Origin of the sequence: Variovorax guangxiensis, from assembly GCF_003952165.1 — a bacterium.
GTDB classification, from domain to species: Bacteria; Pseudomonadota; Gammaproteobacteria; order Burkholderiales; family Burkholderiaceae_C; genus Variovorax; species Variovorax guangxiensis.
Window position 1 is genome coordinate 21,031 of the sequence record NZ_RXFT01000024.1, and the last position, 20,290, is coordinate 41,320.

General features: G+C 67.9%; 17 protein-coding genes. 9 read left to right on the forward strand and 8 right to left on the reverse strand.

Annotation, left to right across the window (positions count from 1 at the left end; all coding sequences use genetic code 11):
- Position 1: 1 nt before the first annotated feature.
- From EJP67_RS32305 to EJP67_RS32315, 3 genes are read left to right on the forward strand one after another with little or no spacing between them, the layout of a single operon-like run.
- The gene (locus EJP67_RS32305; protein ID WP_019657549.1) at positions 2-997 is read left to right on the forward strand and encodes an AAA family ATPase; all 996 of its coding nucleotides are present in this window, start codon (positions 2-4) and stop codon (positions 995-997) included.
- A gap of 11 nt (positions 998-1,008) precedes the next feature.
- Positions 1,009-2,403 carry a DUF58 domain-containing protein gene (locus tag EJP67_RS32310; RefSeq protein WP_126025797.1) on the forward strand — a complete coding sequence of 465 codons (1,395 nt, stop codon included), beginning with the start codon at positions 1,009-1,011 and terminating at the stop codon, positions 2,401-2,403.
- A 50-nt stretch (positions 2,404-2,453) separates the two neighbouring features.
- Entirely contained in the window at positions 2,454-3,017 is a 564-nt protein-coding gene (locus EJP67_RS32315; RefSeq protein ID WP_126025798.1) for a DUF805 domain-containing protein, read from the forward strand.
- Positions 3,018-3,023: 6 nt separating this feature from the next.
- Here EJP67_RS32315 and rocF read toward each other — a convergent pair whose 3' ends face one another.
- Together rocF and EJP67_RS32325 are read right to left on the reverse strand one after the other, a co-directional pair.
- Positions 3,024-3,944, reverse strand: a complete 921-nt coding sequence (gene rocF, locus EJP67_RS32320) for an arginase (RefSeq protein WP_126025799.1) — start codon at positions 3,942-3,944, stop codon at positions 3,024-3,026.
- A 1-nt stretch (position 3,945) separates the two neighbouring features.
- Positions 3,946-6,018: a prolyl oligopeptidase family serine peptidase gene (locus EJP67_RS32325; protein ID WP_126025800.1), complete on the reverse strand. Its 2,073-nt coding sequence runs from the start codon at positions 6,016-6,018 to the stop codon at positions 3,946-3,948.
- 215 nt (positions 6,019-6,233) lie between these two features.
- Between EJP67_RS32325 and EJP67_RS32330 the strand changes: the two genes are divergently transcribed.
- The 5 genes from EJP67_RS32330 (at position 6,234) to EJP67_RS32350 (ending at position 10,717) form a co-directional block, all read left to right on the forward strand.
- A complete protein-coding gene (locus EJP67_RS32330; protein WP_126025801.1) occupies positions 6,234-7,943 on the forward strand; it encodes a WS/DGAT/MGAT family O-acyltransferase in 1,710 nt (569 codons plus the stop codon).
- A 167-nt stretch (positions 7,944-8,110) separates the two neighbouring features.
- The gene (locus tag EJP67_RS32335) at positions 8,111-8,668 is read left to right on the forward strand and encodes a hypothetical protein (protein WP_206169590.1); all 558 of its coding nucleotides are present in this window, start codon (positions 8,111-8,113) and stop codon (positions 8,666-8,668) included.
- A 54-nt stretch (positions 8,669-8,722) separates the two neighbouring features.
- On the forward strand, positions 8,723-9,181 hold the full coding sequence (locus EJP67_RS32340) for a phasin family protein (protein WP_126025803.1): 459 nt from the start codon (positions 8,723-8,725) through the stop codon (positions 9,179-9,181).
- A 26-nt stretch (positions 9,182-9,207) separates the two neighbouring features.
- Entirely contained in the window at positions 9,208-9,843 is a 636-nt protein-coding gene (locus EJP67_RS32345; RefSeq protein ID WP_126025804.1) for a TetR/AcrR family transcriptional regulator, read from the forward strand.
- A gap of 88 nt (positions 9,844-9,931) precedes the next feature.
- On the forward strand, positions 9,932-10,717 hold the full coding sequence (locus tag EJP67_RS32350; protein WP_126025805.1) for an esterase/lipase family protein: 786 nt from the start codon (positions 9,932-9,934) through the stop codon (positions 10,715-10,717).
- A 57-nt stretch (positions 10,718-10,774) separates the two neighbouring features.
- Here EJP67_RS32350 and EJP67_RS32355 read toward each other — a convergent pair whose 3' ends face one another.
- The 5 genes from EJP67_RS32355 to EJP67_RS32375 are packed head-to-tail and all read right to left on the reverse strand — an operon-like array spanning position 10,775 to position 16,157.
- Positions 10,775-11,200 (reverse strand): hypothetical protein, encoded by a 426-nt coding sequence (locus EJP67_RS32355; protein ID WP_126025806.1) that lies wholly within the window; start codon positions 11,198-11,200, stop codon positions 10,775-10,777.
- Positions 11,197-12,360 carry a hypothetical protein gene (locus tag EJP67_RS32360; protein ID WP_126025807.1) on the reverse strand — a complete coding sequence of 388 codons (1,164 nt, stop codon included), beginning with the start codon at positions 12,358-12,360 and terminating at the stop codon, positions 11,197-11,199. Before EJP67_RS32360 ends, EJP67_RS32355 begins: the two co-directional genes overlap by 4 nt.
- Positions 12,360-12,707: a PAAR-like domain-containing protein gene (locus tag EJP67_RS32365; protein ID WP_126025808.1), complete on the reverse strand. Its 348-nt coding sequence runs from the start codon at positions 12,705-12,707 to the stop codon at positions 12,360-12,362. The genes EJP67_RS32360 and EJP67_RS32365 overlap by 1 nt, the downstream gene beginning before the upstream one ends.
- Positions 12,704-13,870, reverse strand: coding sequence for a DUF2169 family type VI secretion system accessory protein (locus tag EJP67_RS32370; protein ID WP_126025809.1), 1,167 nt, complete (start codon positions 13,868-13,870; stop codon positions 12,704-12,706). The genes EJP67_RS32365 and EJP67_RS32370 overlap by 4 nt, the downstream gene beginning before the upstream one ends.
- Complete coding sequence (locus tag EJP67_RS32375; protein WP_126025810.1) at positions 13,863-16,157, reverse strand: type VI secretion system Vgr family protein; 2,295 nt, start codon at positions 16,155-16,157, stop codon at positions 13,863-13,865. Before EJP67_RS32375 ends, EJP67_RS32370 begins: the two co-directional genes overlap by 8 nt.
- A gap of 196 nt (positions 16,158-16,353) precedes the next feature.
- On the opposite strand from EJP67_RS32375, the gene EJP67_RS32380 reads away from it, so the two are divergent.
- The gene (locus tag EJP67_RS32380; protein ID WP_126025811.1) at positions 16,354-16,968 is read left to right on the forward strand and encodes a DUF1444 domain-containing protein; all 615 of its coding nucleotides are present in this window, start codon (positions 16,354-16,356) and stop codon (positions 16,966-16,968) included.
- Positions 16,969-16,983: 15 nt separating this feature from the next.
- On the opposite strand, the gene EJP67_RS32385 is transcribed toward EJP67_RS32380, so the two are convergent.
- On the reverse strand, positions 16,984-20,202 hold the full coding sequence (locus EJP67_RS32385; protein WP_126025812.1) for a bifunctional cytochrome P450/NADPH--P450 reductase: 3,219 nt from the start codon (positions 20,200-20,202) through the stop codon (positions 16,984-16,986).
- Positions 20,203-20,290 lie beyond the last annotated feature (88 nt).

Consider the following 20,290-nt stretch of genomic DNA (forward strand, 5'->3'; position numbering starts at 1 on the left):
CATGCAAGCCATCCAACCCGAAGAACTGACGCGTGCGGCCCAGTGGCTGCAGACTCTGCGCGCCGAGGTCGGCCAGGCCGTGGTCGGCCAGCTCGAGGCGGTCGACCAGACGCTGGTCGCGCTGGTGGCCTCGGGCCACGTGCTGATCGAGGGTGTGCCGGGGCTCGGCAAGACCCTGCTCGCTCGCGCGCTCGCGCAGGCCATGACGCTGCGCTACTCGCGCGTGCAGTTCACGCCCGACCTGATGCCCTCCGACGTCACCGGCCACGCGGTGCTCGACATCGCATCGCGCGGCGACGGCAGCCTCGGCACCCTGCGGGTGCACCAGGGCCCGGTGTTCACCAACCTGCTGCTGGCCGACGAAATCAACCGCGCCCCGGCCAAGACCCAGAGCGCATTGCTCGAAGTCATGCAGGAGTACCAGGTCACGCTCGAAGGCAAGGCCATGGCGCTGCCGCGCCCTTTCATGGTGATGGCCACGCAGAACCCGATCGACACCGAGGGCACCTATCCGCTGCCGGAAGCGCAGCTCGACCGCTTCCTGCTGAAGATCGACATCGGCTTTCCGAGCCACAGCGAGGAGAACGCCATCGTGCAGCTCACCACGCGGCAGCGCGCGGGCAACCAGTTTCCGCTGGAAGCCGTGCGCCCCTGTCTCGACGAGGCGCAGGTGCTCGAGCTGCAGCGGCTGGCCTGCCTGGTGCAGGCCGACGAGCGCGTGATCGACTACGCGGTGCGCATCGCGCGCGCCACGCGCGACTGGCCGGGGCTTTCGTCGGGTGCCGGCCCGCGCGGCACCATGGCGCTGGTGCGCGCCGCCCGCGCCGCCGCGCTGATGGCCGGGCGCGACTTCATCACGCCCGACGACGTGGCGCGCCAGGCGCTGCCGGCGCTGCGGCACCGCGTGATGATCTCGCCCGATGCGCAGCTCGAAGGCCTGAGCGTCGACACGCTGCTGCGTGCCGCGCGAGACAGCGTCGAAGCTCCAAGGCTGTAAGCCCAGCGCGGATGCGAGCTGCCATTCCGATCCCCGCGCGCGCGCCCGTGCTGGCGCTGGCCGGCCTCGGTGTCGCCGCCACGGTGGCGCTGCTGCTGGGCGTGCCGGTGGACTACGTCGCCGTCGTGGCGGGCGTGCTGCTGGCGCTCGGCTTCGTGCTGGCGGGCGCCGATCTCTGGCAGAGCCTGCGGCTTTGGCGCGCCGCGCCGCTGCGCATCGAGCGCAACCTGCCGGGCGCGTTCTCGCTGGGCGTGCCCACGGTGCTCACCCTCACGCTGGTGAACGAAGGCGCGCAGGCCTGGCGGGTGTCGGTGTTCGACGAGCTCGACACGCACTTCGCCTTCGAGGGCCTGCCGCAGGAGCACGTGGTGCCGGCGCTCTCGCGCGTCGCGATCCGCTATACGGCCACCGCCACGCAGCGCGGCGTGGCGCAGTTCGGCGCCACCCAGCTGCGCTGGCGCACCCGCCTCGGCTGCTTCGAAGTGCGGCAGACGCTCGGCGAGCCGCGCCGGCTGCGCGTGTACCCGAACTTCGCCGCGCTCGCGCGCTATGCCTGGCTCTCGGGCGACCGGCGGCTGGCGCAGATCGGCATCAAGACATACGCGCAGCGCGGGCTGGGCACCGACTTCCGGCAGCTGGCCGACTACAAGACCGGCGACTCGCTGCGCCACATCGACTGGAAGGCCACGCAGCGCCAGCGCCGGCCCATCGTGCGCGAGTTCCAGGACGACCGCGACCAGTGCGTGCTGTTCCTGCTCGACTGCGGCCGTCGCATGCGCGCCGACGAAGGCGTGCCGGCGCAGCAGGCCGGCAGCAACAGCAGCAGCAACAGCAACAGCAACAGCCACTTCGACGAAGCCCTCAACGCGCTGATGCTGCTGAGCTACGTCGCGCTGAAGGAGGGCGACGAAGTCGGTGCCATGACTTTCGGCTGCCCGCCCGAAGAGCGCCGCGACTTCGCCCCGCGCAAGGGCAGCGCCACGCTCAACGCGCTGATGAACCGGCTGCACGACATCCAGCCCGGCGCCACCCATTCCGACTACCTGCTGGCCGCGCAGGAGCTGCTGCGCGTGCAGAAGCGGCGCGCGCTGGTCATCGTGCTGACCAACTTCCGCGACGAGGACGCGGCCGAACTGCGCCCCGCCATCAAGCTGCTGCGCCGCAAGCATCTCGTGCTGGTCGCGAGCCTGCGCGAGCGCGTGCTCGGCCGCATCGCCAGCCAGCCGCTGGTGCATGCGCGCGACGCGGTCGACGTGGCGGCGGCGCACCTGTTCGAGCAGTCGCGCCGCGACGCCTTCGCGCGCGTGGTGGGCAACGACCCGCTGTCGGTCGACGTGGAGCCGGCCGACCTTGCGGTGGCGCTGGTGAATCGTTACCACGCGGTCAAAAGGGCTGGCCTTTTGTAAAGGTCTTTGCCCACAATGGGTTCTTCATAAATCAGAGGAGAGAGAAGCACATGACGACCGATTTCACCAATCCCAATCCGTACGCCGCGCCGCGCTCCACGGTGGCCGACGTGTACGAGGGCGGCTCCGATGCCGTGCAGCCCGTGAAGCTGTGGTCCGCCAAGGGCCGCATCGGCCGGGCACGCTTCCTGGCGTACACGCTTTTTTCGTACATCATCTTCATCATCGCTGCCGCGGTGATGGGCGGCATCCTCGGCTTCACCGGCCTCGCGCGCTCCGAGGGCGTGATCGGCGGGCTGACCTTCCTGCTGGCGATTCCGTATCTGGTCTTCTACGTGCTGACCGGCATCCAGCGCTCGCACGACATGGACTGGTCGGGCTGGATGCTGTTCCTGGCGCTGATTCCGTTCGTCGCCCTGATCTGGGTCTTCAAGTCGGGCACCAAGGGCCGCAACCGCTTCGGCGCGCCGCCGCCGCCCAACGGCATCGGCGTGCTGATCGGCGCATGGCTGCTGCCGGTGATCACGGTGCTCGGCATCCTCGCTGCCGTCGCGCTGCCGGCCTACCAGGGCTACACCACGCGCGCCAAGGCGGCGCAGGTCGAGCGGCCCTGAGCTTTTCTACCTCACCAGCGTCGACTTGCCGAACAGGCTCTCGATGAGCTCCACGGCCACCTCGGCCGTCTGGTTGCGCACGTCGAGCGCCGGGTTCAGCTCCACCACGTCGAGCGAACCGAGCCGCCCGGTGTCGGCGATCATCTCCATGCACAGCTGCATCTCGCGGTAGGTGGGCCCGCCGCGCACGCCGGTGCCCACGCCGGGCGCGTCGGCGGGGTCGAGGCAGTCGAGGTCGAAGCTCACGTGCAGGTGCGTGTCTTCGTCGACGTCCTGCAGCGCCTCGGTCATGGTGGTGCGCATGCCGTGCTCGTCGATGTGGCGCATGTCGAACACGTTCAGGCCCAGCGTGCGGATGGCTTCCTTCTCGTCGCTGTCCACGCTGCGGATGCCGATGAAGCGGATCGCGTCGTGCTGCAGCGCCGCGCGCTCGCCGCTCCACCCCGTGAGCACCGCCGGCCCGTGGCCCAGCAGGCACGACACCGGCATGCCGTGCAGGTTGCCGCTGGGGCTGGTGGCCTCGGTGTTGACGTCGGAGTGCGCATCGAGCCACAGCACGCGCAGCTTCTTGCCGCGCTTGCGCGCATGCCATGCCACCGCGCTGATCGAGCCGATGGCCAGGCAGTGGTCGCCGCCCATCATCAGCGGCACGTGGCCGGCGCCCAGCGCCGTGTCGATGGCCTGGTAGACCGAGCGGTTCCAGGCGATCACCTCGTCGAGATGCCGCAGCCCGCTCGGCGGCTGCGTCCATGGCGTGGCCGGCCCCGCGAGGTTGCCGCGGTCGACGACCGCATAGCCCTGCCGCGCGAGCGCCTCGGGCAGGCCCGCCACGCGCAGCGCGTCGGGGCCCATGCCCGCGCCGCGCACGCTGGCGCCTACGTCGGTGGGCGCGCCGATCAGTTCGAGGGTGACGTTGGCATTGCTCATTTCAATTCCTCAGGTGTCGCCACAGGTATGCGTAGCCCAGCGCGTCCATGAAGGCGGACTCCTTGTTGTCCGTGGCCGCGCTGTGGCCGCCTTCCAGGTTCTCGTAGAAGCTGCTGTCGTAGCCCAGCGCCTTCATCTTCGCGTGCATCTTGCGCGCATGCACCGGGCCCACGCGGTCGTCGCGCGTGGACGTGGTGAAGAGCACCGGCGGACAGGCCAGCCCCGGCCTCGCGTTCTCGTAGGGCGAGAAGGTGCGGATGAACTCCCACTCCTCGGGCTGGTCGGGGTCGCCGTACTCCGCGATCCATGAGGCGCCCGCCGACAGGTGCGTGTAGCGGCGCATGTCCAGCAGCGCGACCTCGCTCACGATGGCGCCGTACAGGTGCGGGTACAGCGTGAGCATGTTGCCCATCAGCAGGCCGCCGTTGCTGCCGCCCATGGCGCCCAGGTGCGCGGGCGAGGTGATTCCGCGGGCGATGAGGTCCTCGGAGACGGCCGCGAAGTCCTCGCAGGTGCGCAGCCGGTTCTCCTGCAGCGCGGCCTGGTGCCAGCGCGGGCCGTACTCGCCTCCGCCGCGGATGTTGGCGACGACGTACACGCCGCCCTGGTCCAGCCATGCGCGGCCGATGCTGCCGCTGTAGGCGGGCTGCAGCGGAATCTCGAAGCCGCCGTAGGCGTACTGCAGCGTGGGGTTGGTGCCGTCGGCCTTCAGGTCCTTCGGCGCGATCTCGAAGTAGGGCACGCGCGTGCCGTCCTTCGAGGTGGCGAAGTGCTGGCTTACGCGATGGCGCGAGGCGTCGAAGAAGGAGGGGCTGTCCTTGATCACCTGCGGCTCTCCCTGCCCGATGGTGCCGATGTAGAGCGTGGTCGGCTGCAGGAAGCCGCTCACTGTGAGGAAGTAGTCGTCGTTCTCGTCCTCGTCGATGCCGCCCGCAGCGATGGTCGAGAGCGCGGGCGCGCCGCCCAGGCTCTCGCGCTTCCACGGGCCCTTGCCGTCCGCGGGCGGCGTGAGCACCTCGAGCTGGTTCACCACGTCGTGCATCACGTTGAGGACCAGATGGTTGCGCGTCCACGAATAGTCGTCGAGCGCGGTGGTGTCGTCGGGCTCGAACAGCACCGTGAGCTCGCGCCGCCCGGCCATGTAGTCGTCGAACTTCGCGGCCAGCAGCGAGCCCGACCTGTAGGTGGCGCCGCCCACGGTCCAGTCTTCTCGCGGCTCGACGAGCATCCATTCGCGCGTGATGTCGGAGTTGGAATCGTCGGGCACGTCGATCTTCACCAGCTTGCCGTCGGTGCCGCGCAGCCAGGTCTCGCTTTCGTAGAAGTCCATCTGGCGCGAGACGAAGTCGCGCTCGAAGCCGGGCGTGTTGTCGCGCCAGGCGCTGACGGACATGTCCTCGTGCAGGCCTTCGTACACCGTCACCGCGCTTTCGAGCGGCGTGCCGCGCCGCCACTCCTTCACGATGCGCGGGTAGCTGGAGCTGGTCATCGAGCCGGGGCCGAAGTCGGTGGCCACGTAGAGGTGGTCGATGTCTTTCCAGCCGACGTGGTTCTTGGCCTCCGGAAGCGAGAAGCCGCCTTCGACGAACTGCTTGGCCTCCAGGTCGAACTCGCGCACCACGTCGGCGTCGGCGCCGCCGCGCGACAGCGAGATCAGGCAGCGCCTGTACTCGGGCTCCAGGCAGTCGGCGCCGTGCCAGACCCAGTTCTCGCCGTCGGCCGCTGCCAGCGCGTCGATGTCGAGCACGGTCTCCCATTCGGGCCGGGGCTTGCGGTACTCGTCGAGCGTGGTGCGGCGCCAGATGCCCTTCGGATTTTCCTTGTCGCGCCAGAAGTTGTAGAAGAAGCGCGGGCCGATCTTGCGGACCATCGGAATGCGCTCGTCGGAGTCGAGCACCTCGAGGATGCCCTGCTGGAGCGCCTCGAACGCAGGCGACTGCGCGTAGGCCTGAACCGTGATGGCGTTCTGGGCACGCGCCCAGGCCAGTTGCTTCTCGCCATCGATGTCCTCTAGCCAGAGGTTCTCGTCTTCGTCCTGTTGCTGATGCTGCTGCGGGGGGAGGCTGGATGTCATGGCCCCAGTGTACGGAGGCGCCGTGAAAGACACCGCGTCTTGTGAGCAGTTGTTGCGGTGCTTTTTTCAGTATCCGTACTTTGGAATTACTGGGGCAAACCCCTGTCGCGCCGGTGCCTGCCCTCGGTGGAAACACTGAATAAGCGAGGGCCCGGGAACGCGATGCGCACGGTATCCTGCCAAGCGGCTCATGCCCCACCAAGGAGACACTACACATGAAACACCTGAGCGGTCTTGATGCCACCTTCCTGCACCTGGAAACGCCGGAAATGCCGATGCACGTGGGTTCGCTCAACGTGCTCGACCTGCCCAAGGGCTACACGGGCGACTTCTACGAGGACGCCAAGAAGTTCATGGCCAGCCGCATCCATCTGGCCGACGTGTTCACGCGCAAGCTCGCGCTGATGCCCTTCGACATGACCAATCCGGTCTGGGTGGAAGACAACGACATCGACCTCGACTACCACGTGCGCCACATCACGCTGCCCAAGCCCGGGACCAACCGGCAGTTGCAGCAGTACGTGGCGCGGCTGCATTCGTCGCTCATCGACCGCAGCCGCCCGATGTGGGAGTTCTACATCATCGACGGCCTCAAGAGCGGCCAGGTGGCGCTCTACACCAAGGTGCACCACGCGGGCATCGACGGGCAGGCCGGCGTGGAAGTGGGCAAGGCCATCTTCGACCTCGAGGCCACGGGCCGGGTGGTGAAGCCGCCGCGATCGCGCCCGCGCGGCAACAACTACCAGCTGGGCATGGCCGAACTCGCTACCGCGGCGCTGCGCAACACCGCGCAGCAGTACGTGAAGCTCTTCAAGATGGCGCCCGCCATCGCGCGCGCCATCAGCGGACTTGCCAGGCCCGACGAGAAGGCGGCCGAGAAGGACGCGGCCGCCGCGCCGAAGAAGTTCAACCTCTTCGCGCCGCGCACCTCGCTCAACGTGTCGATCACCAACCAGCGCACCTTCGCCGGGCGCACCATCTCGCTGGCCGAGACCAAGTACATCGCCAAGCACTTCGGCGTGTCGCTCAACGACGTGGTGCTGGCCACCGTGTCGGGCGCGCTGCGCCACTACCTGGCCGACAACAACGAGCTGCCGGCCAAGCCCCTGGTGGCCGGCGTGCCGGTGAGCCTGCGCGAGGCGGGGGACGACACGGCGAACAACCAGGCCAGCATGATCCTGGTGAGCCTGGCCAGCGACATCACCGACCCGATCCAGCGGCTGAAGGCCATCAACGCCTCGTCGACCAGCTCCAAGTCGACCATGAACCGCTTCAAGGCGGTGATCCTCGACGACTTCCCGACCTTCGCCGCGCCCTGGCTGGTGTCGGGCATCGCGTCGATGGTGGGGCGCTCGGGCATCGTCAACCTGCTGCCGCCGGCGGCCAACGTCGCCATCTCCAACGTGGCGGGCGCGCCCTTCCCGATGTACTTCGCGGGCGCGCTGGTCACCTGCTACTACCCGGTGTCCATCGCCAGCCACGGTACGGCCCTCAACGTCACGGTGCAGAGCTACAACGGCCGCATGGACTACGGCCTGATCGCCTGCCGCCGCGCCGTGCCCGACATCACGGAGATCGGCGACTACATGCTGGCCGAGCACAAGCTGCTGATGGAGCTCACGCAGAAGCACCCGGCCGCAGCCGGCGCCGCGCCCGCTCCGGTGCCGCCGAAGACGGTGGCGGAGCCCTCGGACGACGAGGCCGAAGCCATGCCCGTTGCCGCCGCAAAGAAGAAGCCGGCCGCTCGCAAGAGGGCCCCGGTCAAGGTCGCGGCGAAGAAGGCACCCGTGAAAGCGGCTGCCAAGGCGGCCGCCAAGCCACCGGTCAAGGCCCCTGCCAAGAAGGCCGCGCCCAAGGCTCCGGCCCGCAAGGCCGCCCCGGCCAAGCGTTCTTCGGGCTCCGCGCCCAGGGCCGCCGCGGCCTGACCGGCACAAGGGGCAGGCCCGGAAAGAAAATTGGGGCAGTTGGACTAGTTTTCCGACCGTTCTAGTTTTCCAGGCCTAGGCCCCCTGGAAGAAGATAGGCCCATCGCGACTGATCCAGTCCCTCTGTTTCCTTCGCGAAGCCCATCAACTTCAAGGAAATCTTCATCATGTCCACGCAAACCTTCATCGCCTCCGCTGCCGTCCACGTCGTCGGCCAGTACAACGACGCGGGCAAGACCCTGGTCGGTGCCTACCGTGCCGGCGTGCACCGCCTGCTGGGCGGCGCCGCTTCGCGCTACAGCGAATTCCTCGGCAGCCGCCAGCTTCCGCTGGTGAGCGAGCAGGTCAAGGCCAACCTGATCGGCGCGCAGGAGAAGATCAACGGCTTCCTGGCCAACCGCGTGGATATCGACACCGGCCGCATCGTCTCGGTGATGGACCGCGTCGCCGCCGGTACCACCAGCGGCATCGAAGCCGTCGCCGGCCGCGTGGCCCGCGTCGAATCGCCGGTCGCCACCTCGGTGATCAACGCCCTCGGCGCGCTGAACCAGCCGCTGGCCACCGTCTCGGTGCAGATCGCCGACCGCATCGCCGCCGGCACGAAGCAGATCGAAGCCCGCGTGAACGGCGCCGAAGAAGCCGCCAAGCCGGTCCGCACGGTGAAGGCCAAGGCCGCCGCCGCCAAGAAGCCGGTTCGCCGCGCTACTGCCCGCAAGGCGGCCTGATCCTGGGGCGCATGGCGCCCCTTTTCATTTTTCTTCCGGCATCTGGAGTACCGAATGGCCACCCGTCCCGACGAAACTGCAAGGTTGAAGAAGAGGGCGGCGCCCGCGAAGGCGGCCAGGAAGGCGCCGGCCGCGAAGAAGAAGGCCCCCGCCGCGAAGAAGGCGGCGGAGCAGACGGGCAGCAAGGCCGAGGGCCTGCTGCGCGCCGGCCTCAAGGCACTGGACAACGTGCGCAACGACGTCGCCAAGCGCCAGGCCAACGTGATCGAAGGCCTGCTCGGCATCGGCCAGGGCAAGGTCCCCAGCCTGGGCCTCGACAGCTTCGGCATCCGCAAGTTCGAGGACGTGTTCGACCAGCGCGTCGCCACCGCCATGCAACGTCTGGGCATGCCCGACGCGGCCGAGGTGCGGGCCCTGCGCGACGAGGTGGCCAGGCTGCGCGAGCGCGTGGCTCAGCTCGAAGCCGGCACCGGCACGGGCGCAGGCACATCCCGCGGGCGCGGCAAGCGCTGAACGGCAGGCAACGCAGCAAGCCGCCTGTGGCCAGCTCCAACACCACGCGCGACCGCATCCTGCAGGCCAGCCTGGCGCTCTTCAATGCGCAAGGCCTCGCGGCCGTGTCGACCCACAAGATCGCGGCCGAGCTGGGCATCAGCCCGGGCAACCTGCACTACCACTTCAAGGCCAAGCAGCTCATCGTCGAATGGCTGTTCCGGCGCTTCGAGCAGCGGCTGGAGGCCTTGAACGGCTCGTCGGCCTCCATCGCGGCCATCGACGACCTCTGGCTCGCGCTGCACCTGCGCTTCGAGGCCATCGACGAATATCGATTCATCTACCGCGACATGGCCTTCCTGGCCAGCGAATACCCGGCCCTGGGCCAGCGCGCGCAGGCCCTCACCGCGCAGAACCTGCTGGCCGCGCAGACGCTGTGCGAGAGCCTCGTGGCCTCGGGCGTCATCGAGACCAGCGCAGAGCAGGCCCGCATCCTGGCGCTGCAGATGGTCTTCACCACCACCTGCTGGCTCTCCTTCGAGCGGCTGGTGCCGGGGCGCGAGGCGCTGGCGCAGGCCGACCCTGGCCTTGCGGCCTTCTACACGCTCACGCTGGTTTCCCCGTATGTTTCCGGCGAATCGAGGGCTTACCTCGATTACCTGAGGGCCAAATACCTCGGATAAATGTCGCTGCCGTCCGACGGGGCATTCGCTTTGCCGGCCTCACCTTCGTTCTGAAGCAGATACAAGAACCACAAAGGAGCCATCCATCATGACCAGCGCTACCGCCACCTACGCCAAGGAAGACCTCACCCCGCCGTCGCGCCTGCTGCTGCTGGCCGAGGGTCGCGCGCTGTGGGAGACGGGCGCAGGCATCGCCATGTGGCCGCTGCTGCAGCTCACGCCGCGCGGCGACGGGCACCCGGTGCTGGTGCTGCCGGGCCTGGTGGCCGGCGACGGCTCCACGCTGCTGCTGCGCCGCTACCTCTGCAGCCGTGGCTACGACGCCCACGGCTGGGGCCAGGGGCGCAACTTCGGCCCGCGCGAAGGCGTGGAGCAGGGCATGGTCGAGCTGCTGAAGAAGCTGCACGACGAGAGCGGCCAGAAGGTCAGCATCATCGGCTGGAGCCTCGGCGGCGTGTATGCGCGCATGCTGGCGTCGTCGTACTCGCACATGATCCGCGGCGTCATCACCCTGGGCAGCCCCTTCTCGGGCAGCCCGCGCGCCACCAACGCATGGCGCGTGTACGAAGGCGTGAGCGGCCAGAGCTCGCACGACCCGCGCCGCATGAAGTTCGTGCAGCCCACGCCGCCCGTGCCAACCACCTCGATCTTCAGCCGCACCGACGGCGTCGTCGCATGGCGCTGCAGCATCGAGAAGACCGGCCCGCAGTCGGAGAACATCGAAGTCATCGCCAGCCACCTGGGGCTGGGCGCGCATCCGGCGGTGCTCTATGCGGTGGCCGACCGGCTGGCGCAGCCGGAGGGGCAGTGGAAGCCCTTCAATCGCGGGGTGCTGGGGCCACTGGTGTATCCGGATCCGGATCGGGACGCCTGACAAGACCTGGCTGGTGGCTTTTGTCAGGTTCGGGACGTGCGGCCAATGACTGCGCTGTCACGTGCTGGCTGAATTGCCATTGGGCTCAAAGATCACGTAGCGGTTGTTCAAATCCAGTTCCTCTGCATCCACTTCAACCTTGGTCATCGATCCTGCCGTTGACACGAGGATGAACGCGTATGGATCCTGGCTCTCGTCATCGGCCAGCAGCAGTCGGACCTGAAGCAGTTTCGCCAGACGACTGGCACCATCCAGAATGCCGCGCTCGGGGATGGGGATCGTCAGATAGATGGAAATGATCTGGGAGAACGCTTCTCCTGATCGCGAATCGACCAGGCACGTAGCAGGATCATCATTTCTCATCTCGGTGATGTCGTGCACCACCTTCACGGCGTCGCAATTGACCTCAAGGAGGGTCGACAGACCGCGGCGCAGGGGTTCTGCGCCAACAGCCTGTTCCAGCGCAGCGTCAAACCAGATCATTGTCCAAGTCTCCAGATACTCAAGGCCCTGTTTGCACCAGCTTCGCCAGCGGCATTCGTCGCGTAACCGAAGGCCTGGGGGGTGTCTCCGAACTTGTTGAAGATTCCCAGTGCATCGAATTCCCCTCGATTGAGCGAATGAAAGCCCGGGCCGCTGGAAGGAACCAGGTGGTCGCCGCGGATCAATTCGTATGTTCGGCCGTTGACTGTATAGAAGTTGCCGTCCCTGGTTCCCTGACCGGCGTTGATGGCATCGACGTCTCTCTTCATGTCGATGCCGGGTTCGGCGACCGTGTTCTGGCCTTTCTTGAGGCCCCCTTGCCGCACGCTACGGATGCTGTGCCTTGAGGAAAGCGGTGCCCCGAAGTTGCTCGCCGGTCGTTTCACGACGACTCCAGGCGATGGCCTGACGCCGGGCTCGAGAGGTGCTCCACGCACCACGTCGCTCCCCGGTTTCGGCAAAGGCTCGGGGGCAGGCCTCTTCCCGCCGAAGCCCACATGCGCGGTAGCCATGTCGAACGCGCTGGCCCCGAACTGATTGGCCGCTGCAACCTGCTGTTCCGACCCGCCGAGCACACGCGTGGCGGCGCCAGGGGCACCGAACAGAGGGCCCAGCAAGGCGATGCCCAGCGAGTTGCCGAAGCGCAGGTTCTGTTCGCTCAGCCAGGCGCTCTCTGCGCCGGAAGTGCTGTTCTCCCAGCGCGGCCCGGGCGTATACACATCCTGCAGGAAGGATGTCCTTCTTTTCAGCTCCAGAGACTGTTCGGGCGGCAGGGGGTTCTTGCCGCTGTAGTGGTCGTTCAGCTGCTGGAGCTTGTCGTCCAGCGCCGCCTTCGGGATCTCGTCGGGCATCTGTTCGCATGCCCGCTGGAAGGTCTTGGCCGACTGCAGTGCGTCGGTCGGTTCCAGGCGCGCGTCGCGGCCGGTGCCGATGAACATTCGTTGGTACAACGGGAGCTTCTCGAACTCTGCCCTCTCGCGCTCGTACCGTTCGCTGCAGATGCCGGGCCGGCGCCGCAGCATCGGCCCCTTGGGCACCTCGAAGGTCAGCACTCGGCCGAGGGTGCCGTTGCTGTTGAAGGCCGGGGTCGACAAGGGGGACGAAGAAGAGGTGGACAGCACCTGTCCCAGCGTCTTCTTGTCGTCGGGCGTCGAACTCATCAGGCCGATCCGTTCATCTCGCAAAGATCGCCATGGCGTGCCACGGCACGGTTTTCGACGAAGACGGTCTGCGAGCCCGAGATGATCTTCACGTTGCCCGCTCCCAGCGAGACGCCCGAGCGCACGCCGCTGCCGGCGTTGCCTGTCACGCCCTTGACGATGCTGTCGACCATCAGCACCTTCTCGCTGCGCGCGAACACGGTGTGCGAGTAGGCCGCCTTCTCGGGCGGAAGGATCGACACGATGTCGAAGGGAACGACCTGCTTGCCGACGATGCAGAAGTCGGGTACGACGTTGACCACCATGAAGCCCGACTCCGCATCGGCGATGTGCTTCTCGGTGTTCATGCGGGCACTCCATGAACTTCCGCCATGCCCGTGACAGCCTCGGCGATCGGCCGGTGGAACAGATCGACCGCCACCGTGTCGAGCTCCTGGTCCTGCGTGAGCCGCCAGGTCAGGTGCACGAGCATCTCGTCGAGGTCGACGTGGACCGTGTCGAGACGCATGGCCTCGCTGCGCTCGGTGCCGCCGCCGTCCCTGCACAGCGCCTCGATCCCCAGCTGCGGCAGCTGGAACTCGATATGCGGCGCGGATGCGAAGAAGCCGCTCATGCGCACCGACTCGTCGCCTCGCAGGCCGGCGGCCACGACCTGGTCGGCGGGCGCGTAATGGAAGAAGCGCTCGTCGAAATCGTCGGCGTAGTCCATGTACGGCTGTCCGGCATGACGCTGGCGCCAGGCGTCGTCGTAGGTGCCGGCCAGCGCCAAACGCGGCTGCCAGAAGCGCGCGATGGGGCTGAAGCCGGCGGGCTGCGCGTCCTCCTGGTTGGCGTGCTGCAGCGGTGCACCGGCGTATTCGATCTGCGGACCGAAGAACGGCTGCCCGGTGGCGTGGCGGCCTCCGGGGTGGTCTTCGCGGGCTGCGCTGCCGAACCATCCGGTGCCGCAGGGGTTGGCTGCGTGCGTGCGGGGCTGGGCTGCTTCATCGTCTCCCTGGTCGAAGCCCCATCCGCCATAGGCGAGTTCATAGCGCAGCGGCACGGCGAGCGTGGGTTGCGGATCGGACAGGCCGCGCTGTGCGGTGTCCTCCTGCCAGTTCCAGTGCCGCGGGCCCGTCAGGCGCAGCGCCTTGTGCAGCAGCGTTTCCTCCTGCCGGCGCACCAGCAGCTGCGCATGCCACTCGCTCGACGGCGTCCAGCCGGGGGCGTGCGCGGTGCCCGTCACGTAGACGTCGGCACCGGGCTTGCGCAGCAGCAGGTCGGTCGCGGCGCGCAGGCTCGACAGCGTGGCATGGTCGGCGTCCCACGGCTCGTCGGCGAAGACCGGCCCGCGGTGGAACGCTGCCGGCTCCAGGCGCCCGGGCGCGAGAACGAAGCTCGCGCACACCACCACCACGTCGTGGAAGCGCCGGCCCTTGCCCATCTTGTCGAACTGGAAGTGAGGAAAGGGCGTCGCGTTGCGCAGTTGCGCGAGGCGCGGCTCGGGAATCGGCGGCGCGGGCTCAGCCATGACTGTCGTCCCTGTCCGCCGCCATCTTCCCGACGCCGGCAGAAACGGCCGCGGAGACGGTGCCCAGTACCTGTGTCACCTGGCCAGCTGCTTCGCCGCCACCACCAGCGCTTCCGGCCACCTGCTGCGCGATAGACGCGAGCTGCCCCGCCTTGCCCAGCAGGTCGGCCGGGTTGCCGCCCATCAGCGCGCCCAGGCTCGCCAGCGGGCTGCCAGGAGGCTCGGCCGGCGGCGGGGTGGGCACCGCGTCCGGCTGCAGCGCCGCGCCGCCGCCCACGGGGTTGAGCCAGATGTGCTCGCCGTTGACGGTCACGTCGTCGCCCTGCGCCGTGATGTTGATCTTCCTGCCCGTGACCGCGATGGAGCCGTCGGCCTTGAGCTGCACCACCGATGCGCCCACGCGCAGCGAGATGGTCTTGCCGTCCATCTCGATGTGGCTGCCCTTGTCGCCGCCCACGGACAGCAGGTACTTCTCGCCGACGTTGGTGGTCTGCGTCTTTCCGACCATGGTGTTGTCCATCATGCCGACCGCGGTGTTGCGCAGCATGCCGACGTTGAAGGAGTAGGCCAGGCCGATGTTCACCATCTTGGCCAGCCCCACGTTGTGCATGTAGGCCATGCCGATGGTGGCCATCTGGTTGCGGCCCACCTTCTTGCTGCGGTCGCGCCCCACGGAATGGGTCTCGTCGTGCTCGACCTCGATGTCCTGGTTGCGCTCGGCGTGCAGCCACACCTGCTCGGCACCCTTCCTGTCCTCGAAGCGCAAGGCGTTGGCGTTGGCCTCGCTGCCGCCCTCGGAGCTGCGCGTGAGAAGGCCGCTCTGCGTGGCGTTGTCGGGCAGGGGCCACGGCGGCATGTTGTCGGCGTTGTAGACGCGGCCGGTGACGATGGGCCGGTCGGGGTCGCCGTTCTCGAAATCGACGATCACCTCCTGCCCGATGCGCGGGATCTGGATGCCGCCGAAGTTGGTGCCGGCCCAGGGCGAGGACACCCGCACCCAGCACGAACTGTTCTCGTCCTTCGAACAGTAGCGGTTCCAGTGGAAGCTCAGCTTCACGCGGCCGTACTCGTCGGTCCAGATCTCGCGGCCGGCCGGGCCGGTGACGATGGCGGTCTGCGGCCCGGTTGTGCGCGGCCTGGGCACCGGCGGCGCCGGCGCGCGGAAGACCTTGCTCGACGGAATCACGTCGAAGTCGACGCGGCATTCGAACTCCTGCTGCGAACTCGCGTCGCCCACGTCCTGCAGCCGCAGATGCGCGTGCGTGACCAGGTACTGCCGGTTCGATTCGTTCTGCGGATGCCGCTCCAGCGTCATGAGGCAGCCCGGCACCACGGCACGCAGGTTGCCCGAGCCGCTGGCGAGCTCGCCCTGGCTGCCGGTCTCCTCCATGCGCGTGCGCACCAGCTGCTCGCCTTCGGACTCGACGACGTAGTCGCCTGGCCAGCCATAGCGCTCCCAGGTGTTCTGCGCGGTCTTGCGCGGCATGGCGCTGATCTGCTGCAGCTCGGCCTTGGGGCGCGTGAAGTCGAAGTCGTCCGTCACCCAGCGGCCGCTTTGCAGCTCCTCGCAGGCGTTGAAGCGGTCGCAGTGCTCCTCGCGCACGGTCGCGTCCGCAGGGTGGAAGGGGATGCTCTGGTAGCCCTCGTGGGCGAAGGGCTGGTGCGAGGCCATCTCATCCACGATGACCAGCTTGTGGCTGCTCTCCTCGTGCTCGAAGTAGTAGTACAGGCCCCATTCGTGCAGCAGCCGGGCGATGAAGTCGTGGTCGCTCTCGCCGTACTGCACCTGGAACTCGCGCGGCGGATAGCTGCGCGTTGCACGGACTTCGAAGGGCAGGCTGTACTTGCCGAGCACCGTCCTGACGATGTCCAGCACGTTCTGGTTCTGGAAGATGCGGTAGTCGCTCGTGCGCGTGGCAAGCGTGAGCCAGGGCTCGATCACGGCTTCGTAGAGCGCGCGCCGGTTCTCCAGCCGCAGGAAGCGTACGCGTGTGACGAGGCCCGAGATGTGGCGCTGCTGCGGCCCGGAGCCCGGGCGGCCGTCGAGCACGATGTGCGCGGCCAGCATTTCGCCCACAAGCTGCTTGATGGCGACGTTGGCCGCCTGCCGCTCGTTGTAGCCCTGCTGCTCGGGCGTGGCCAGCGTCAGCGTGTAGCGAAACAGGCTGCTCAGGCCCTCGTCGCCTGCGATGGCGATGGGTTCCAGCGCCGGCGCATTGCCGAGCGTGGGCATGGCGGACGAGGAAGCGGTAAGGACACGCGCAAGCTGCGCTGCGCCGACAGACATGGAATCTCCCTGGAGCTCTTGGGTTCTTGGCTGACGAAGCAAATCGTAGCAATTCGAGCCTGAAACACCAGTAAGACGATAGATTGCTACAGATCGGGCATTTCCGGCGTTCTTGCGTTCGTGTGCGCAAGATTGCGGCGAGCCATGACTTCCGTCACTTGTGGCGCCGCTGGTCCGCCCAAAACAATGGCGCACCATGCACAGCCTCCCGCCCATCTACCCCCGCATCAGGCATGCCGGCTTCGTGGAGCAGGCGATGCGGCCGGTGCTGGACCTGATCGAGACGCTCGGAGGCAACCGCGAAGCGCACGAGCCGGTGGCCTTTCCCCTTGCCGCGGATTCCGACCTGCTGGTGAGCTTCGTGGTCGACACTTCGGCGCGGTTCGTCACGCTGACCCGCGAGGGGCTGCTGGAGACAGGACTCGACACGCAGTCGATGTACGAACTGGCCATCGACAACATGCTGCGGCTCGTGGCGCCCAACGTCCGCACGCGGGATTTCGGCTGCTACAGGGCACTCGTCGCGGGCGACGGCTTCGAGGCCTGCATGCTGCTGCTGCCCGATCTCTGGCAGCAGCTTGCGCAGGGCTTCGAGGGCGAGCTGATCGCGGTGGTGCCGAGACGCGACGTCGTCTACTTCGCCGAGAGCCGCGGCGGAGCCGAAGCGTTGGGCCGCATGTGCGCTGCCGCCGAAAAGCTCAGGGCGGCTGCCGGGTCCGAAGGGCTCTCCGACAGGGTGATGGCGCTGACCGCCGACGGCTGGTGCGTGCGCGGCACGCTCGACGCCTTCGCCCCGGCGCTGGAAGCCTGAGCTTCCGCCGCCGCCTCAGTTCCCCGCCCACACGTCCAGCACGTAGCGCTGGTCCGCGATCATTTTGTCCATCCACGTGGTGCTGTCGTGCCCGTGCTCGCGCGCAAGGTCGCTCAGCGTGCGACGCACATCGGGCTCCATGCGTGAGCCGTCGCCGCACACGTAGACCACCGCGCCGGCTTCCAGCAGCTTCCACACGTGTGCGGCCTGCTCGCGGATCAGGTCCTGCACGTAGACCTTGCGCTCGCCGGCGCGCGAGAAGGCGGTGTGCAGCTTCACCAGGCCGCGATGCGCCCAGGCCTGCAGTTCGTCGGCATAGATGAAGTCCTGCTCGGGATGGCGGCAGCCGAAGAAGAGCAGCGCCTCGCCGAGCGCGGTGCCCGCCTCGGCCTGCGCCGCGCGCTCCTGCAGGAAGCCGCGGAACGGGGCGAGCCCGGTGCCGGGGCCGATCATGATGAGCGGCCGGGTCGCGTCCTCCGGCAGCCTGAAGCCTTCGGCCGTGGTCTCGCGAACAACGCCGTGCACCGTATCGCCGGCCTCGGTGCGCGCCAGGAAGTTGGAGCACACGCCCTCGAAGGTGCCGATGCCCGACTTGGCGGGCCCGCTCACCACGCCCACCGTCACGCTGCAGCGGCCCGGCGTCATCGCGGGTGAGGACGAGATCGAGTAGTAGCGCGGCGAGAGCGGCGACAGCATCTCCAGGAACACGGCAAACGGCACCTGGCAGGCGCGGTGCTCTTCCAGCAGGTCGAGCAGCGACTTGCGCTTGTGCAGCACCTCGGCCTTGTATGCGGCCTGCGAGGCCTCGTCGCTGCCCGAGAGGGCCTCCAGCCTGGGTTTCGTGAACGGGCACTCGGTGTACGCCGCCAGCGTGGCGATCTGCTTGCGCGTGGCCACGTCCTGCAGCTCGACATAGTCGCCCAGCAGGCGGTCTACCGCAATCACCTGCTCCACCGGCAGCGCCGCCTTGCGGCCCGTGGCCGCGTGCAGCCGCACATGGGCCGCGCGGTCGAAGCCGAAGCGCGCCATCGCGCGTTCGACCTGCGCCGGGCTGTTGCGCGGCACCACGCTCAGGTGGTCGCCGGCACGGTAGACGAGGCCCTCGGGCAGCATCAGCTCGACGTGGCGCGTGGAGCGGCCGGCCTCGCCGTTGCCACCGCTTTGCAGTTCGCGGTTCTCCAGCACCCGTAGCGCCACCGCGCCGAGCGCATCGACGATCGCGTTCTTCTGCGGCGGCGGCAGCTCTTCCAGCGTGTAGAGCGGCTCGCTCTGCGCGGGCATGTCGGCACCCGTCTTGATGCCGAAGGCCTTCGACAGCGCAGGCCAGAGTGCGTCGCTCCAGTCCTGGAAGGCGCCGTCCATGTCCTCGCGCGCATCGCCTTCGCCGCGCGAGTGGATGCGCGCGGCGCCCAGCGCCTCGAGCCGCTCGTCGATGCGGCGCGGCACGGCCTGGTAGGTGGAGGCCCAGTCGGTGTTGCCGCAACCGAAGACGCTGAAGCGCACGCCGTTGAGCGAGTCGTCGGCCTTGTCGAGCCAGCGGTGGAATTCCGCCGCGTTGTCGGGTGCGGCACCGTTGTACGAGGCGCAGACGATGGCGACCGCGCCGTTGGCCGGCAGCCGTTCGGCGTAGTCGTCGAGCGAGGCCAGCTGCGTCGAGAAGCCGCGCATCTCGCCGGCCTCGGCGAGCTGTCGTGCCAGGTCTTCGGCGGTGCCGAGGTTGGAGCCCTGCAGCACCAGCAGCGAGGTGCCATGGCGCGCCGCCTGCGGCTTGCGCTCGGCCGCCTTGGCGGGCTGCACCGGCGCCGCGGCCGCATCGCTCATGTTGCCGCGCGGGCGCGTGGCCGGGTCGCGCAGCAGCGCCTTGATCCTGAAGTTCTCGGGCTTGATCGTCAGCGCTTCCTTGATCTTCAGCTTGTAGCCCGTGTGGTCCACCAGGTTGAAGCGCTGCAGGATCATGCCCAGCGTGAGCACCGCCTCCTGCAGTGCGAACTGCCGCCCGATGCAGGCGCGCTGGCCGTTGCCGAAGGGCTTGAAGGCGTTCACCGGGCGCTCGCGCTCTGCCTCGCGGCTGAAGTGGTCGGGGTTGAACCGGTCGGCGTCCTTGCCCCAGACGCCCTTGTCACGATGCAGCGCCAGCGCATGCATGATGACCATGTTGTTCTTCTTGATCGTGTACTGGCCGCCGATCTTCGTTTCTTCCTTTGCGCGCATCGAGATCGCGGGCGCCGTGGGGTAGAGGCGCAGCGACTCCTTCAGCACCTGCATCACGTACTGCAGGCGGTTGACCTGCGCGTAGGTGGGCTTCTGCGTGGTGTCAGGGCCGAACACGCTGTCGACCTCGGCCTGCGCCTTGGCCATGGCGTCGGGATTGTTCAGCAGGAAGTAGATGGCGAAGGAGAGCAGGCCGCTGGTGGTCTCGTGCCCCGCGATGAGGAATTCGATGCACTCGTCGCGGATCATCTTGTCGGTGAGCTTCTCGCCGCTCTTCTTGTCCACGCCCGCGATCATGTAGCTCAGCAGGTCGGGCTTGGTGGCGATGTCGGCGCCGCTCGCGCGCCGCTCCTCGATGATGTCCTCCACCATCTTGTGCATGTAGCGGATGTCCTTGCGCTGCTGGGCGAGCTCCTTCTTCAGCATCAGCTCTTCCAGCGGCAGGCCGCGGCGGTTCTGCACCGTCTCCAGCGTGCGCACCATCGCGTCGACGAAGGGGTGGAAGCCTTCGCGGTAGAAGGAATTGAAGCGGTAGCCGAAGCCGCACAGGCCGATGGTGTCGAGCGTGAGCGCGGTCATGTCGCGCACCACGTCCACCTCTTCGTCGAAGTTCAGCCGCTCCCACTTGGTGACCAGCTGCCCGGCGATGTCCAGCATCATCGGGTGGTAGGCCTGCATCGCGCGCTGGCTGAAGTTGGCCAGCAGGATGTTGTGCGGCTTCGACCAGGTCTCCTCGTGCGTGTCGGAGGTGAAGAGGCCGTGGGAGGCTGCGCGCAGCCGGCGCAGCGCGCCGCGCGTGCTCTTGTCGAAGCGCTCTTCCTCGCAGAGCTCGTCCACCAGCGCGGGCGAGGACACCACGATCACCGGCATGCCCGGCATGTCCAGCCAGTAGATGCCGCCCAGGTCCTGCGCGATCTTCCACATGTCGAGCACGGGAGAGTCGGAGCCGATCGACAGCAGGTTGCCGACGAAGGGTTTCTTCGCCGGATGCGGGATCGGATGGAGCGAGTTTTTGCCTGCCATGGTCTTGTTGTGCCTTTGGAATGGACCCGCCTCTGATATCCGGGCTTCGAAGCCGGAGTATCCCGACGGCACAGGCGGCAGGCAGGAC

Excerpts from the sequence above, each read along its gene's own strand:
- EJP67_RS32305 (WP_019657549.1), top strand. The coding sequence starts at position 2 with ATGCAAGCCATCCAACCCGAAGAACTGACGCGTGCGGCCCAGTGGCTG.
- EJP67_RS32310 (WP_126025797.1), top strand. The coding sequence starts at position 1,009 with ATGCGAGCTGCCATTCCGATCCCCGCGCGCGCGCCCGTGCTGGCGCTG.
- EJP67_RS32315 (WP_126025798.1), top strand. The coding sequence starts at position 2,454 with ATGACGACCGATTTCACCAATCCCAATCCGTACGCCGCGCCGCGCTCC.
- rocF (WP_126025799.1), bottom strand. The coding sequence starts at position 3,944 with ATGAGCAATGCCAACGTCACCCTCGAACTGATCGGCGCGCCCACCGAC.
- EJP67_RS32325 (WP_126025800.1), bottom strand. The coding sequence starts at position 6,018 with ATGACATCCAGCCTCCCCCCGCAGCAGCATCAGCAACAGGACGAAGAC.
- EJP67_RS32330 (WP_126025801.1), top strand. The coding sequence starts at position 6,234 with ATGAAACACCTGAGCGGTCTTGATGCCACCTTCCTGCACCTGGAAACG.
- EJP67_RS32335 (WP_206169590.1), top strand. The coding sequence starts at position 8,111 with ATGTCCACGCAAACCTTCATCGCCTCCGCTGCCGTCCACGTCGTCGGC.
- EJP67_RS32340 (WP_126025803.1), top strand. The coding sequence starts at position 8,723 with ATGGCCACCCGTCCCGACGAAACTGCAAGGTTGAAGAAGAGGGCGGCG.
- EJP67_RS32350 (WP_126025805.1), top strand. The coding sequence starts at position 9,932 with ATGACCAGCGCTACCGCCACCTACGCCAAGGAAGACCTCACCCCGCCG.
- EJP67_RS32355 (WP_126025806.1), bottom strand. The coding sequence starts at position 11,200 with ATGATCTGGTTTGACGCTGCGCTGGAACAGGCTGTTGGCGCAGAACCC.
- EJP67_RS32360 (WP_126025807.1), bottom strand. The coding sequence starts at position 12,360 with ATGAGTTCGACGCCCGACGACAAGAAGACGCTGGGACAGGTGCTGTCC.
- EJP67_RS32365 (WP_126025808.1), bottom strand. The coding sequence starts at position 12,707 with ATGAACACCGAGAAGCACATCGCCGATGCGGAGTCGGGCTTCATGGTG.
- EJP67_RS32370 (WP_126025809.1), bottom strand. The coding sequence starts at position 13,870 with ATGGCTGAGCCCGCGCCGCCGATTCCCGAGCCGCGCCTCGCGCAACTG.
- EJP67_RS32375 (WP_126025810.1), bottom strand. The coding sequence starts at position 16,157 with ATGTCTGTCGGCGCAGCGCAGCTTGCGCGTGTCCTTACCGCTTCCTCG.
- EJP67_RS32380 (WP_126025811.1), top strand. The coding sequence starts at position 16,354 with ATGCACAGCCTCCCGCCCATCTACCCCCGCATCAGGCATGCCGGCTTC.
- EJP67_RS32385 (WP_126025812.1), bottom strand. The coding sequence starts at position 20,202 with ATGGCAGGCAAAAACTCGCTCCATCCGATCCCGCATCCGGCGAAGAAA.